The 13,207-nt window shown below is 72.9% G+C and carries 17 protein-coding genes; 9 read left to right on the top strand and 8 right to left on the bottom strand.

Features of this window, described 5'->3' with window-relative positions; all coding sequences use genetic code 11:
* Positions 1 to 5: 5 nt before the first annotated feature.
* A complete protein-coding gene (locus ACTFTM_RS27310; protein WP_449566747.1) occupies positions 6 to 653 on the top strand; it encodes a response regulator in 648 nt (215 codons plus the stop codon).
* Positions 654 to 658: 5 nt separating this feature from the next.
* Here the strand turns inward: ACTFTM_RS27310 and ACTFTM_RS27305 are convergent, their stop codons facing one another.
* On the bottom strand, positions 659 to 1,231 hold the full coding sequence (locus ACTFTM_RS27305; protein ID WP_449563255.1) for a DUF5709 domain-containing protein: 573 nt from the start codon (positions 1,229 to 1,231) through the stop codon (positions 659 to 661).
* Positions 1,232 to 1,282: 51 nt separating this feature from the next.
* On the bottom strand, positions 1,283 to 2,314 hold the full coding sequence (locus tag ACTFTM_RS27300) for an SDR family oxidoreductase (RefSeq protein ID WP_449563254.1): 1,032 nt from the start codon (positions 2,312 to 2,314) through the stop codon (positions 1,283 to 1,285).
* A 170-nt stretch (positions 2,315 to 2,484) separates the two neighbouring features.
* Between ACTFTM_RS27300 and ACTFTM_RS27295 the strand changes: the two genes are divergently transcribed.
* Positions 2,485 to 3,684 carry a glycosyltransferase gene (locus ACTFTM_RS27295; protein WP_449563253.1) on the top strand — a complete coding sequence of 400 codons (1,200 nt, stop codon included), beginning with the start codon at positions 2,485 to 2,487 and terminating at the stop codon, positions 3,682 to 3,684.
* 50 nt (positions 3,685 to 3,734) lie between these two features.
* On the opposite strand, the gene ACTFTM_RS27290 is transcribed toward ACTFTM_RS27295, so the two are convergent.
* From ACTFTM_RS27290 to aroA, 4 genes are all read right to left on the bottom strand, one after another.
* Complete coding sequence (locus ACTFTM_RS27290) at positions 3,735 to 4,589, bottom strand: hypothetical protein (RefSeq protein ID WP_449566746.1); 855 nt, start codon at positions 4,587 to 4,589, stop codon at positions 3,735 to 3,737.
* A gap of 59 nt (positions 4,590 to 4,648) precedes the next feature.
* Positions 4,649 to 5,467 carry a histidinol-phosphatase gene (hisN, locus tag ACTFTM_RS27285; protein ID WP_449563252.1) on the bottom strand — a complete coding sequence of 273 codons (819 nt, stop codon included), beginning with the start codon at positions 5,465 to 5,467 and terminating at the stop codon, positions 4,649 to 4,651.
* A 28-nt stretch (positions 5,468 to 5,495) separates the two neighbouring features.
* Complete coding sequence (rsgA, locus tag ACTFTM_RS27280) at positions 5,496 to 6,566, bottom strand: ribosome small subunit-dependent GTPase A (RefSeq protein WP_449563251.1); 1,071 nt, start codon at positions 6,564 to 6,566, stop codon at positions 5,496 to 5,498.
* A 95-nt stretch (positions 6,567 to 6,661) separates the two neighbouring features.
* Positions 6,662 to 7,960: a 3-phosphoshikimate 1-carboxyvinyltransferase gene (aroA, locus tag ACTFTM_RS27275; protein ID WP_449563250.1), complete on the bottom strand. Its 1,299-nt coding sequence runs from the start codon at positions 7,958 to 7,960 to the stop codon at positions 6,662 to 6,664.
* Positions 7,961 to 8,062: 102 nt separating this feature from the next.
* On the opposite strand from aroA, the gene ACTFTM_RS27270 reads away from it, so the two are divergent.
* From ACTFTM_RS27270 to rsrA, 5 genes are all read left to right on the top strand, one after another.
* Positions 8,063 to 8,773, top strand: coding sequence for an SOS response-associated peptidase (locus tag ACTFTM_RS27270; RefSeq protein ID WP_449563249.1), 711 nt, complete (start codon positions 8,063 to 8,065; stop codon positions 8,771 to 8,773).
* Positions 8,774 to 8,968: 195 nt separating this feature from the next.
* Complete coding sequence (locus ACTFTM_RS27265) at positions 8,969 to 9,361, top strand: WhiB family transcriptional regulator (RefSeq protein ID WP_449563248.1); 393 nt, start codon at positions 8,969 to 8,971, stop codon at positions 9,359 to 9,361.
* Between the two features lie 75 nt (positions 9,362 to 9,436).
* Complete coding sequence (locus tag ACTFTM_RS27260) at positions 9,437 to 10,096, top strand: alpha/beta hydrolase family protein (protein ID WP_449563247.1); 660 nt, start codon at positions 9,437 to 9,439, stop codon at positions 10,094 to 10,096.
* Between the two features lie 215 nt (positions 10,097 to 10,311).
* Complete coding sequence (locus tag ACTFTM_RS27255; RefSeq protein ID WP_449563246.1) at positions 10,312 to 11,139, top strand: sigma-70 family RNA polymerase sigma factor; 828 nt, start codon at positions 10,312 to 10,314, stop codon at positions 11,137 to 11,139.
* 1 nt (position 11,140) lies between these two features.
* Positions 11,141 to 11,428 carry a mycothiol system anti-sigma-R factor gene (gene rsrA, locus ACTFTM_RS27250; RefSeq protein ID WP_355050536.1) on the top strand — a complete coding sequence of 96 codons (288 nt, stop codon included), beginning with the start codon at positions 11,141 to 11,143 and terminating at the stop codon, positions 11,426 to 11,428.
* Positions 11,429 to 11,552: 124 nt separating this feature from the next.
* Here rsrA and ACTFTM_RS27245 read toward each other — a convergent pair whose 3' ends face one another.
* On the bottom strand, positions 11,553 to 11,627 hold the full coding sequence (locus tag ACTFTM_RS27245) for a 50S ribosomal protein bL37 (RefSeq protein ID WP_369752275.1): 75 nt from the start codon (positions 11,625 to 11,627) through the stop codon (positions 11,553 to 11,555).
* Positions 11,628 to 11,838: 211 nt separating this feature from the next.
* Between ACTFTM_RS27245 and ACTFTM_RS27240 the strand changes: the two genes are divergently transcribed.
* Entirely contained in the window at positions 11,839 to 12,060 is a 222-nt protein-coding gene (locus tag ACTFTM_RS27240; protein ID WP_007464729.1) for a biotin/lipoyl-binding carrier protein, read from the top strand.
* Positions 12,057 to 12,566 carry a GNAT family N-acetyltransferase gene (locus tag ACTFTM_RS27235; RefSeq protein WP_449563245.1) on the top strand — a complete coding sequence of 170 codons (510 nt, stop codon included), beginning with the start codon at positions 12,057 to 12,059 and terminating at the stop codon, positions 12,564 to 12,566. The genes ACTFTM_RS27240 and ACTFTM_RS27235 overlap by 4 nt, the downstream gene beginning before the upstream one ends.
* 11 nt (positions 12,567 to 12,577) lie before the next feature.
* Here the strand turns inward: ACTFTM_RS27235 and ACTFTM_RS27230 are convergent, their stop codons facing one another.
* Positions 12,578 to 13,189 carry a TetR/AcrR family transcriptional regulator gene (locus tag ACTFTM_RS27230; protein WP_449563244.1) on the bottom strand — a complete coding sequence of 204 codons (612 nt, stop codon included), beginning with the start codon at positions 13,187 to 13,189 and terminating at the stop codon, positions 12,578 to 12,580.
* Positions 13,190 to 13,207: the final 18 nt, after the last annotated feature.

Genomic DNA, 13,207 nt, shown 5'->3' with positions numbered 1-13,207 from the left:
GGGTGATGGTGGTCGACGACCATCCGATGTGGCGCGAGGGTGTGGCCCGAGACCTGGCGGAGGCCGGCTTCCTGGTCGTGGCGACCAGCGGCGAGGGGCGGCAGGCGATCCGGGTCGCCGCCGCCGTCCGGCCCGACGTGGTCGTGCTCGACCTGCAACTACCGGACATCTCCGGGGTCGAGGTGGTCGTCGGGCTGCGCGCCGCCCTGCCCGACGTGCGGGTGCTCATGCTCAGTGCCAGTGGCGAGGAGCAGAGCGTGCTCGACGCGGTCAAGGCGGGCGCCACCGGCTACCTGGTGAAGTCGACCGCGCCCCGCGAGTTCCTCGACGCGGTACGCCGCACCGCCAACGGCGAGCCGGTCTTCACGCCCGGCCTGGCGGGGCTGGTGCTGGGGGAGTACCGCCGGTTGGCCGCCGGACCGGGATCGGGCACAACCGATGACGGTGAGCCGGGGACGCCCCGGCTCACCGCGCGGGAGACGGAGGTGCTGCGTCTGGTGGCCAAGGGGATGTCGTACAAGCAGATCGCCCAGCGGCTCGGCCTGTCCCACCGCACCGTGCAGAACCACGTGCAGAACACGCTGGGCAAGCTGCACCTGCACAACCGTGTCGAGCTGACCCGCTACGCGATCGAGCGTGGCCTGGACGAGTGACCGGCTCAGACCGAACGCGGCGGCTCGGTCTCGTGGATGGCCAGCTCCTCCGCGGTGGCCCCGCCACCCGCCGAACCCGCGTCGTACGCCACGGAGTCGGTCTCCTGGTCGGTGTGCGCCCCCTCGTCCGGTTCCACCAGCCGGCCCACCGTGGCGTCGGCGACCGTGCCGAGCTGCCCGTGGTCGTACAGGGAGACCGGCGAGTTCGGGTCCGAGGTGGGACCGGGGTCCATCACGTCGGCGTCGAGCTGGGCCTGCGCCGCGGCGGCCTCGTTCTCCGCCTCGAAGGCGATCTTCGGGTCGACCGGGCCGGCGAGCGGGTCGTCCGCCGGGCGTTCGTACACCTCCCGATCGAGCTTGTAGTCCAACGACTCCCCGTCCAGCTGCTCCTCGGCGGTCGTCCCGAAGCGGTCCACCGCCACCGGCGTGCGGTCGCCGGGGATCTGGGCCGGCTCGGGGCCGTCCGCCTCGCGCCCGGTCAGGACGTCGTCGTAGGCGGTCGAGTCGTCATCGGCGGTGTCGGGCAGGCCCTCCGCCTCGGTGTCGGACACGGGGGTCGGGTACTCGTTGTCGCGCATGTCTGATCACTACCCGCTGCCCTCCCGCCGTAACCGGAGCGGGGCCCGTCATCAGCGGGCCGACCGGGAGCGGCGGTTGATCGCCGCCATCGTGCCGACGGCGGTGCCGGCCGCGGCGAGACCGAACGCCGCCGTCATCCGCACCAGCTGACGCCGCCGACCGTGCCAGCCGCCGTCCCGGCTCGCCTGCCCGTCGGCGTGGAACACGTTGCCCGTGCTGTCCAGTCGGGCGCCCGGCCCGAACTGGGTGCGGTGGGCGTACCAGCCGAGGGTCCGCTCGACCAGCGCCGGCGCCAGCCGCCACTGGAGGCCGAGCAGCCGGGCGGCCCCACCGGCGTACGCCTCCCGACGCGGTCGGCGTAGCAACCGCACGATCGTCTGGGCGACCACCTCCGGCGGGTAGACCGGCGGGGGTGGCACCAGTTCCCGGCCGCTGTGGTTGGCCGCGTGCCGGAAGAACGGCGTGTCGATGGTGGCCGGCAGCACCGTGCAGACGGAGATCTGCCCCCGACCGGTGACCCGCAGTTCCTGCCGGACCGTGTCGGCCAGGCCGCGGATGCCGTGTTTGGCGGCGTTGTACGCCGACTGGTACGGCATCGCCACCTCGGCCAGCACCGAGGCGTTGTTGACCAGCACCCCTCCGCCGGCCGCTTCCAGGTAGGGCAGCGCGACCTTGATGCCGTGCACCGTGCCCAAAAGGTTGACCTCCAGCACGCGCCGGAACTCGGCGACCGGGATCTCGTCGAACAGACCCACCGCGCTCACCGCGGCGTTGTTCACCCAGGCGTCGACGCGGCCGAATTCGACCACCGCCCGCTCGGCCAGGTGTCGCACGGAGTCGAGGTCGGTCACGTCGGTGGGTACGGCCAACGCTTGACCGCCCAGTTGCCGGCAGCGCTGCGCGACCTGCTGTAGGGCCCGTTCGCTGCGGGCGGCGAGGACCACGGCGGCGCCACGGCGTGCCAGCGCGTACGCGGTGGCGGTGCCGATCCCGCTGGACGCGCCGGTGATCACCACGGTCGAGTCGTCGAGGCTCCGGGTCAGCGGCATCTTCCCGCCGTACCCCGGGTCGGGGTCGGTCATACCACCGGCCGTCGACGATCCGATTCGGGGCCGCTGTGATTGCCGTGGCGCAAGTGTCGGTGGCACTCGCGGTGACTGTTCCCGATCTGCCAGGTTTCGACTCGGGGCCCGCAGGTTAATGGGACGCTCTGACCGGGACCGCCGAGGAAAAGATCGCAGGGAGGTGACCCATGCGCGTCGGCCTCGTCTGCGCGCACAGCAGTTCGTACCGGCACGCCGACGGCCCGCCGGTTGGCACCCGACAACACATCGCGCGGGTCGCCGCCGAATTGGCGGGCAGAGGCCATGATGTCCGCATTTACGAGCGCCGGGACGATCCGGAACTGCCGGCGACGGCGGACGTCGACGGCTACCGGGTGCACCGGGTGCCCGTCGGTCCTCCGACCGCCCTGCCCACCGCCGGACTCATCCCGCACGTGACCGAGTTCGGGCGCTGGCTGACCGACGAGTGGGGCGGCGCCTGGCGTCCCGAGGTGGTGCACGGGCACTACTGGATCGGTGGGCTGGCCGCCGCGCACGCCGTCCGGGAGACCGACATCCCGGTCGTACAGACCTTCCACTCGCTCGGTGTGGAGCAGTTGCGCCACCTCGGCGGCGGGTACGACGGCCCGGGGGAGCGCATCCCGCTGGAACGGGCGCTGACCCGGGCGGTGGACATCGCCGTGGCCCAGTCCAACGACGAGGTGGACGAGTTGACCCGGATGGGTCTGCAACGGACCTCGGTGGCGATGGTGCCGGCCGGGGTGGACACCGCGCAGTTCCACCCGGACGGCGAGGCGGCTCCGCGCGAACAGCGGGCGCGGATCCTCTCCGTCGGCGGGCTGTCCCCCGGGCACGGCCAGGACGACCTGATCCGGGCGATGCGGCTGGTCGGTGACGCCGAACTGGTGATCGCCGGTGGCCCACCGGCCGACCAACTGTCCCACCACACGGAGGCACGCCGGCTGCGCGAGCTGGCCGAGCGCGCCGGTGTCGGCGAGCAGGTACGCCTTGTCGGCGCGGTACCGCACGACCAGATGGCGACCTGGTACCGCTCGGCCGACGTGGTGGCCTGCACCCCGCACTACTCCTCGGCCGGACGCGTCTCCCTGGAGGCGATGGCGTGCGGCGTACCGGTTGTCGGCTACGCGATGGGCGGCCTGGCGGACGCCGTCGTCGACGAGGTCACCGGCCGCCTCGTGCCACCCGGCGACGTCCGGACGCTGGGGCTGTCCCTGCGCCGGCTGCTCGCCGACAACGCCGGGCGGTTCGCCTACGGTCACGCCGCCGTGGACCGGGTCCGCAGCAGCTACACCTGGGAACGGACGGCCGGCGCGCTGGAACGCCTCTACGAGCGGGTGGTGAGTCGCCGCAAACCCGTCGAAGCCTGAAGACGGCAGAGCCCACGCCGCGTCCTCGTGACGTGGCGTGGGCTTTCGTCTCAGGCGGCCCGGCCGGCGGCGACCATGTCCCGGTCACGGCGGCGCGCCACCGCGCGGTGCTGCTGCGGCTGGGCGTACCGGGTCAGGCCGATCACGGCGGCCAGGGTGACCAGGAAGCCGGCGGCGGCCAGCCACTCCCGTCCCGGCCAGATCTTGTCGTTGAGCAGCAGCAGGCCGACGATCGCCGCGGGCACCGCTCCGGCGGCGTCCATGGCGGCGACGGCGGCGGTCGTCGAGCCGCGCTGCATGGCCAGGCCGAGCAGCAGTTGGCCGACGATCGAGTGGCCGATCAGCAGGTAGAACAACGGGTCGGCGAGGAATGCCTCGGCCGACGGCGCGGAGGCCAGGGGTCGGGCCGCGACTGCGGCCGAGGAGAACGCCAAACCGGCCAACGAGCCCAGCGCCACCGAACCGGGGGCGCCGTGCAGTCGGACGGCGAAGAAACCGAGCACCGCGATGACCCCGAGCGCCACCAGCAGCGCCACCGAGCCGGCGGTGCCGAGTTGCTTCGACGGCGCCGGCCGCGCGGCCAGCACGAGCGCGGTGATCCCGGCGAAGAGCAGGGCCAACAGGGCCACCTCCGCCATCGGCAACCGCCACTTCAACACCACCACACCGATGATCGCGGTAACCCCGAGCCCGGCCGCCACGCTCGCCTGCACCAGGAACAGGGGCAGATCGCGCCGCGCCAGGAAGGCGAGCACGAAACCGCCGATCTGGCAGGTCAGCCCGACCAGGTACGTCCGGTGGCCGGCCAGTTTCAGCAACAGACCAGGATCGAAGGTGTGGTGCACGGTGGTGCGGGCCGCGGCCACCGACTGGAGCAGGTTGGCGAAGCCGTACGCGACGATCATCGCCGCGAGGAAGCACCAGCCGGAGGACACCACCTGGCGAGGATAGAGGTTGTCGGGAGTCAGCGCTCGGCTGGTCGATCCAGGCGCGCGAGGATGTCGGCGTGCAGCACACCGTTGGTGGCCACCACGCTGCTCTCGGTGCCGGGCAGGCCCGTCGGCGCGGGTCGGCCGGCCAGATCGGTGATGACGCCACCCGCCTCGGTCACGATCGGCACCAGCGCCGCCACGTCCCACAGGGACAACTCCGGCTCGACCATCACCTCCAACGCGCCCTCGGCCAGCAGCATGTAGCCGTAGAAGTCGCCGTACGCCCGGCTGCGCCAGCCGGCTCGCAGCAGGTCGAGCAGCGCCTCGAGCCGCCCGGCGTCCTCCCAGCCGGTCAGCGACGAGTAGCAGACGCTCGCGTCGGCGACGCTGCGGACCGCGGAGACCCCGATCCGCTCACCCGCCGCGGGACCGGGACCGGCGTACGCGCCCCCGCCCGCGCTCGCCCACCAGCGCCGTCCCAGCGCGGGGGCGGACACCACACCGACCGCCGGCCGGTCACCGTCGTACAGCGCAATGAGGCTGGCCCACACCGGGACTCCGCGAACGAAGTTCTTCGTGCCGTCGATCGGGTCGACGATCCACCGGCGGCCCGCCGGATCGGTGGCCGGCTGCGCGCCGTACTCCTCACCGAGCAGCCCGTCGGCGGGCCGGTGCTCGGCCAGCAGCGCGCGGATCTCCCGCTCCACCGCGGTGTCCGCGTCGGAGACCGGTGTCAGGTCCGGCTTCGTGTCCACCCGCAGGTCGAGCGCCCGGAACCGGGCCGTGGCGATGGCGTCGGCGCGGTCCGCGAGCAGGTGGGCGAGGGCGAGGTCGTCGGCGTACCCGGTCATGCCGGCAACCTAGCCGACGCCCGTCGGGTCACTCGTCGGGGCCGCGCCGGTCGTCCTCGCCGGGCCCGCGCTGGTCGCCCTCGCCGCGCGCGTCGCCGTCGCCGGCCCGGGAGGCCAGCAACCGGCGGTACGACGCCAGCCGGCGCGGATCGGCCTTGCCGGCGGCCACCCAGGCGTCCAGTCCGCAGTCGGCCTCGTCGGCGGTGTGCGGGCAGTTGGGTGGGCAGTCGACGGTGCCCTCCACCAGATCGGGGAAACCGTGCAGCAGGCTGTCGGCGGAGACGTGCGCCAGCCCGAAACTGCGGATGCCGGGGGTGTCGATGATCCAGCCGGGATCGGTGTCGACGCCGGGCACCGGTGGCAGTCGCAGCGCCACCGCGCTGGTGGAGGTGTGCCGGCCGCGACCGATGGCGCTGACCACCCCGACCGCGCGCGCGGCGTCCGGGACGAGGCGGTTGACCAGCGTCGACTTGCCCACCCCGGAGTGCCCGACCAGCACGGACACCCGACCGCTGAGCAGCGCGCGCAGCGCGCCCAGGTCGGAGTCGGGGCGGTTGAGCACGTACGGCAACTCCAGCTCCGTATAGTAGCCCAGCACCTCCTCCGGACCGGCCAGGTCGGCCTTGGTGAGGCAGAGCAGCGGGTCGACGTCCGCGTCGTACGCGGCCACCAGGCAGCGGTCGATGAACCCGGTGCGCGGCGGCGGGTCGGCCAACGCGCTGACGATCACCAACTGGTCCGCGTTGGCCACGACGACGCGTTCCAACCGGCCCTCGGCGGTGGTCTCGTCGTCGTCGGCCGTGCGGCGCAGCACCGAGCGGCGCTCGGCGATGCGGACGATGCGGGCGAGAGCGCCCTGCGCGCCGGAGGTGTCTCCGACGAGGCTGACCCGGTCGCCCACGACCACCGACTTGCGGCCCAGCTCCCGGGCCCGCATCGCGGTCACCGTCGGCAGCTCGGCACCGACCACGCCGCGTTCGGCGCCGGACAGCACACACTGGTAGCGACCCCGGTCGACGGCGATGACGAAGCCGTCCACCGCGTCGTCGTGCCGGGGCCGGGTGCGGGTACGCGGACGAGAGGACTTACCGGGCCGCACCCGTACGTCGTCCTCGTCGTACTCCCGCCGTTTGGTCGCCAGGACCCGTCCCTCTCTCCGCGTCAGCTCTCAGTGAGCGTCCGGAAACCGGACGCTCACTTGCCGGTCACCATCGCTGACCATAGTGCCGGGAACTCGGGCATGGTCTTGGAGGTGCAGCCGACGTCATCGACCTCGATGCCGGGCACGGCGAGCCCGGCCACCGCGGCGGCGTGCGCCATGCGGTGGTCGTCGTAGGTGCGGAAGACTCCGCCGCGCAGCGGCCGGGGCCGGACCGTCAGGCCGTCGGGCGTCTCGGTGATGTCCGCCCCGAGCGCGCTGAACTCCTGGGCGAGGGCGGCGAGTCGGTCGGTCTCGTGCCCGCGGATGTGCTGAACGCCGGTGAAGACCGAGGGTGAGTCGGCGAGCATGGCCAGCGCGGTCAGCGCGGGGGTCAGCTCGCTGACGTCGGAGAGGTCGGCGGTCAGTCCGTGCACCACCCCGGTGCCCCGGACGGTGAGCCCGGTGGTGGAGACGGTGACCTCGCCGCCCATCCGCTGGAGCAGTGAGCGGAGTTGCTCGACCGGCTGCGCGCTGCGGTGCGGCCAGCCCTGAAGCGTCACCTCACCGCCGGTGACGAGGGCGGCGGCGAAGAACGGCACCGCGCCGGAGAGGTCCGGTTCGATCTCCCAGCCGCGCCCGGTGAGCGGGCCGGGCTCGACGGTCCACACGTCCGGGGTGCTGTCGTCGACGGCGGCGCCGGCGGCGCGCAGCATCTGCACGGTCATCCGCAGGTGCGGCGCGGACGGCACCGGCGGGCCGACGTGGCGGACCACGAGACCCCGGTCGAAGCGTGGTGCGGCCAGCAGCAGCCCGGACACGAGCTGGCTGGACGCGGACGCGTCGATCACCACCTCACCGCCGGTGACCGCACCGGAGCCGAACACGGTCAGCGGCAGGCTGCCGGTGTCGCTGACCTCGATCCGGACGCCCAGCGAGCGGAGCGCCTCGATGAGCGGGCCGAGCGGTCGCTTGCGGGTGTAGGGGTCGCCGTCGAAGGTGACCTGCCCGTCGGTCAGGCCGGCCACCGGCGGCAGGAACCGCATCACGGTGCCGGCCAGGCCCACGTCCACGTGGGCGGGGCCGACCAGCGGGTGCGGCCGGACCAGCCAGCGCTCGTCGTCGCTGATCGAGACGTGTGCGCCCATCGCGCGCAGGCCGGCGGACATCAGCTCGGTGTCCCGGGCGCGCAGCGGCTCGGCCAGGGTCGACGGCCCGGCGGCCAGGGCGCTGAGCACCAGGGCACGGGCGGTCATCGACTTGGAGCCGGGCAGGCGCAGCGTCGCCGCCACCGGGTCGGACGCGGTCGGTGCGGCCCACGGCTGTGGCGGCCGGGTCGCAGTCAGATTCCCCACGGTTACATTCTGCCGTGTCGGCCGGTGGGTGACGCGGGCCGGCTTGCGTACTCCCGGTTGGCGGGACAGCAGGCGGGCCCCTCGGCGGGTTAGCGTGAGCGCATGTGCGGCAGGTACGCGACGACCCGGGGCGCCGGTGAGCTGAGCGCCCTGTTCGAGTCGTCCGATGACACCGACGGGGTGCTCCGGCCGGATCACAACGTCGCGCCCACCGACCGCGTCCCGCTGGTCCGGCTCAGCTCCGAGGGGCACCGCAGCCTCTGCGTCGCCCGCTGGGGGCTGCTGCCGCACTGGTCGCGGTCCACCGCCGGCGCGGGCCGCATGATCAACGCACGGTCCGAGACGGTGGCGACCAGCCGGGCGTACGCCGGCGCGTTCGCCCGCCGTCGGTGCCTTGTCCCGGCCGACGGCTGGTACGAGTGGGTCCGCCGCCCCGACGGCGGTCGGCAGGCGTACTACATGACCCCGGCCGACGGCTCGGTGCTCGCCCTGGCCGGGATCTGGTCGTTCTGGGAGTCCGGGGCGGACAGCCGGCTCACCTTCAGCGTGCTGACCACCGCGGCGCTCGGCGAGCTGGCCGAGGTGCACGACCGGATGCCGGTGCTGCTGGCCCCCGAGCGGTGGGCGTCGTGGCTGACGCCGTGCGACGAGCCGGAGCGCCTGCTCGCGCCCGCGTCGTCCGACCTTCTCGCGGGGTTGGAGATCCGCCCGGTCGGGCCGGCGGTGGGCGACGTCCGCAACGACGGCCCGGAGTTGACCGCCCGCGTGTCCGTTCCGTCAATGTCGTCCCCGCCGGAGTTGACCCTGTTCTGAAAATGAGAGGCATCGTCGAGCGCCGATTTGCCAGGTTCTGATCGATTCGTCGCCTGGCCGTTCAGCCATGTTCTCGGAAGCCCCTTGTCCCGGTGTCCGAAAGTGCGATACAACACAGCGCCGGTAGTGGCTGTCGATTCGCACGGGGCGGACGACTTCACCGATCCTGCCGGTCCCACGGGGGAGGTGGGTGAAATGACACGGGCGCGTATGCCCCGCCCGCACGAGGTGGCCGCGGCACGCAGAGATCCGCGGCTGCTACGGGCTCTACGAGACCGTCGCCAGGACGATGCGTGGCGCACCAGAGGGACGTGTCAGAGCGTCGATCCGGAGACGTTCTTTCCGGCGCCGAACGAACCGGCGGACGCCGCCGTCGCGCTGTGCCGCAGTTGCGACGTGCAGGGTTCCTGCCTGGCGTGGGCGCTGGAGGTCGGCGACTGCCACGGAGTGTGGGGCGCGACCACGCCCCGCGAGCGGCGGGCCATGCTCGTCGCCTGGCGCGGCGAGGTCGAACCGGATCCGGACGCGGCCGACGACGCCGGTCCTCCGGTCCGCGACCGCCTGCTCACCCTGGTGCCGCTGAGCTGACCATCGCCTGCCGCTGGGCCGACCACCGCGGCGAACCGATCCCGGTGACCGGGCCGGTCGGCGCAGAATGGGCCGGTGCTGCCCAGCGAAGAGATCGACACCCCGCGCGGTCCGGCGCGGATCGACACCGACCCGCCGGCCGGGCCGGCCGTTCCACCGGACCGGGCGGCCCGGTCGCTGGGTCGCGGGCCGACCGCCCTGCTGGTGCTCGGCCACGGGGCGGGCGGAAGCGTGGACGCGCCCGACCTGCTCGCGGTGCGGGACGCGGCGGTCACGGCCGGCCTGACGGTGATCCGGGTGACACAGCCCTACCGGGTCGCCGGCCGTCGCGCGCCGGCCCCCGCCGGGCACCTCGACGAGGCGTGGACGGCGGTACTGGCCGTGCTCCGCGAACGGCACGCCGACGTACCCACGGTCCTGGTCGGTGGTCGTTCCAGTGGCGCGCGGGTCGCCTGCCGGACGGCCGGCGCGGTCGGCGCGGTCGGCGTCCTCGCGCTGGCCTTTCCGCTGCACCCGCCCGGAAAGCCGGAGCGGTCCCGGGCCGCCGAACTCGCCACCGGCCTGCCGACGCTCGTCGTCAACGGCGACCGGGACCCGTTCGGCGTGCCCGAGGCCGGGCCGGGTGTGCAGGTGGTGACCCGGCCGGGGGAGACGCACGACCTGCGGCGGGACCCTGCCGGCACCGCTGGGGTCGTACGGGACTGGTTGCGCTCCCACGGTTGGACGGCCGACTGACCGGCCGACCGTTTCCGGCCCCGGGCGCGGGTCGTTGCATCCGATGGTGCCGCCGGCCCGATCCGGACAGGTGGTACCAGTCCTCCCAGGCCCTTCCTGGTCCCAGCGCCGGCGTCGCCGGGGCCGGGACCAGGAACGGGAGAGCCGGACGGAATGCCCCAGTGGTCATCTCGCGTTACTAACCCCGGACGACTTTTCTGCGAGGGGGGTGACCGGTGCCGACCGAGACACGAAGCCTGGAACGGGACGAGCGGGACGCCCGGCAGCTACGGCGGCTGCTGGATGGTCCGGACTGGCCCGTGACAGCGGGACCGGGCGGGGTGGGTGCGGTGAGCACGAGCACACCGGCCGGAAGTGAATCTGTGGGCAGGTCCGTGCGCGTATCCTCGGCGGGAAAGCATCCGACGCGAGGGGATGTGCGGTTGACCACCGAGAAGACGGACGAGCGCAGGGCCCGGTTCGAGCGGGACGCGATGCCATTCGTCGATCAGCTCTACGCTGCTGGGCTGCGCATGACGCGTAACCCGGCGGATGCCGAAGACCTGGTCCAGGAGACGTACCTGAAGGCGTACGCCGCCTTCCACCAGTTCGAGCAGGGCACGAACCTGAAGGCCTGGCTCTACCGGATCCTGACCAACACCTACATCAACTCCTACCGCAAGCGGCAGCGCCAGCCGATCCAGGCGCCGACCGAGGAGATCACCGACTGGCAGCTCGCCGAGGCCGAGTCGCACACCTCCAGCGGTCTGCGTTCGGCCGAGACCGAGGCCCTGGACCGGCTCCCGGACAGCGACGTGAAGGAGGCCCTCCAGCAGTTGCCGGAGGAGTTCCGCCTGGCTGTCTACCTGACCGACGTCGAGGGCTTCTCCTACAAGGAGGTCGCCGACATCATGGGCACGCCGATCGGCACCGTGATGTCGCGTCTGCACCGCGGCCGTCGTAATCTGCGCAAGCTGCTCGAGCAGTACGCCGCGGAGCGGGGCTTCAGCCCGGCCCGGTCCGCCAAGGGCTCGACCGCTGCCGCTGCCGGCCGGGAGGTGTGACGTGAGCTGTGGAGAGCCGCACGAGACGGACTGCCGCGAGGTGCTCGCGGAGGTCTACCTCTACCTGGACCTCGAGTGCGCCGACGAGCGGCGCGCGCTGATCCGGCACCACCTCGACGAGTGCGGGCCGTGCCTGCGCGAGTACGGGCTCGAGCAGGAGGTGCGGGCGCTTGTCGCTCGTTGCTGCGGTAACGAGACCGCTCCGGACCAGCTCCGCGAGCGGCTGCGGGTCAAGCTCACCGAGCTGGTGGTCTTCGAGACCAGCGATTCCCGCGAGCTGGCCGACTGAACGTCGGCGTACCGAAGCACACACAAACCGGTGGCCCGGGTCGATACCGACCCGGGCCACCGGTGTACCCGGCCTCGGCCGGGCTGAGCTGACCGTCGACGGGCACGTCGGCCCGTCGGCACGTTCAGGAGTTGGGGCGCTTACCGTGGTTCGCGCTGCTCTTCTTGCGGGCCTTCTTCTTGCGGGCCTTCTTCGCCATGCTGACCTCCTCGTGATGGGTCGGATCCGTCTCGCGCGCGGCCTCGCGCCGGTTGTACCCACCGGCCGCCCGGCGTCGGGTCCGACCCGCTGATGGTAGTGCGACCGGCACCTCGTCCTTCCCCCCGGGGCCGACCCGCGCCGCTGCGCACCCACGCCCCACCCTCGCGTGATTGGATACGTCGGCAGGCACATCGCGAAAAGGGAGGGCCGTGGACATGGCCGAGGAGATCCGCGCCGAGATGGTGGCGAACGTCTGGAAGGTCGTCGCGTCGGCGGGCGACACCGTGTCCGAGGGCGACACCCTGGTGATCCTCGAGTCCATGAAGATGGAGATCCCGGTCGTCGCGGAAGCCGACGGCGTGGTCCAGCAGCTCGCCGTCCACGAGGGCGACGTCGTGCAGGACGGCGACCTGATCGCGGTGATCGGTTGACGGGCCTGCTGGTCCGGCCCGCCGACCCGGCCGACTTTCCGGCGGTCGCCCGACTGACCGTGGCCGCGTACGAGGCGGATGGTCAGCTCAAGGGCGAGCACGGGTACGCGGCGGTGCTGGCCGACGTGTCGACCCGGGCCGCCGTCGGCGAGGTGCTGGTCGCGGTGGACGAGGAGACCGGTGCGGTGCTCGGCTCGGTGACCTTCGTGCTGCCGGGCACCCCGTTCGCCGAGCTGTCCGGGCCGGGCGAGGCGGAGTTCCGCATGCTGGCCGTCGACCCGGCCGCCCAGGGGCGGGGTGTCGGCGCGGCGCTGGCTCGCGCGTGCGTCGACCGGGCCGCCGAGCTGGGCTGCACGGCGGTCGTGATCTGCGTCCGCGCGGGGATGGCCGTGCCGGCGCACCGGCTCTACGAGCGTCTCGGGTTCGTGCGGACGCCGGAGAAGGACTGGTCGCCGGCGGCGGGGGTGGCCCTGCTCGGCCTGCGGCGGGAGCTGCCCCGCGCCTGACCGCCGGCCCGTCAGCCGTGCGCGTTGGCCGGACTGGCCGGGGTCGCGCTCTCGTCTGGCGGCGTGCCGATGGCGGCCAGCAATTCGTCGGCGACCTCCAACGCGAGCCGGCGGCGTTCGGAGTCGGTGATGCCGGGTGCCCGCAGGGCGAACCAGCTGGCGTGCACGGCGAACAGGGACAGCGCGGCGCGGAGTTGGGCGGCGGGGGAGTCGTCGCCCCGGCAGAGCGCGTTGGCGAGCTGCATCATCCGGTCACGCATCTGCTTGCCGGAGGAGCTGCTCTTGAGCACGGTCTGGTTCTGCTCGAAGAAGCGCATCACCGAGGGCATGTCTCCGCCGAACATCGTGTCGGCGTAGCGGAAGACCAGCTCGCGCCGGGTGGCCAGGGTCGCGGGCTGGGACTCGCCCCAGGCGGTCAGCTCGTCCATCTGGGCCAGCCGGTCGCCCACGAAGCTGGCGACGATGTCGTCCTTGCTCTTGAAGTGGTAGTAGAGCGCGGCCTTGGTGACGTTGAGGCGTTCGGCGATCTCCCGCAGCGAGGTCTTCTCGTACCCCTGCTCGGTGAAGAGCTCCAACGCGACGGCTTTGATCCGCTCTCGGGTGCCGCCTGTGCTCTCCCTCACCCACGCCCTCCAATTCGT

The organism is Micromonospora sp. RB23, assembly GCF_053585025.1.
Note: the sequence above shows the minus strand (reverse complement) of the source record. Positions and strands in the feature narration are given on the sequence as shown.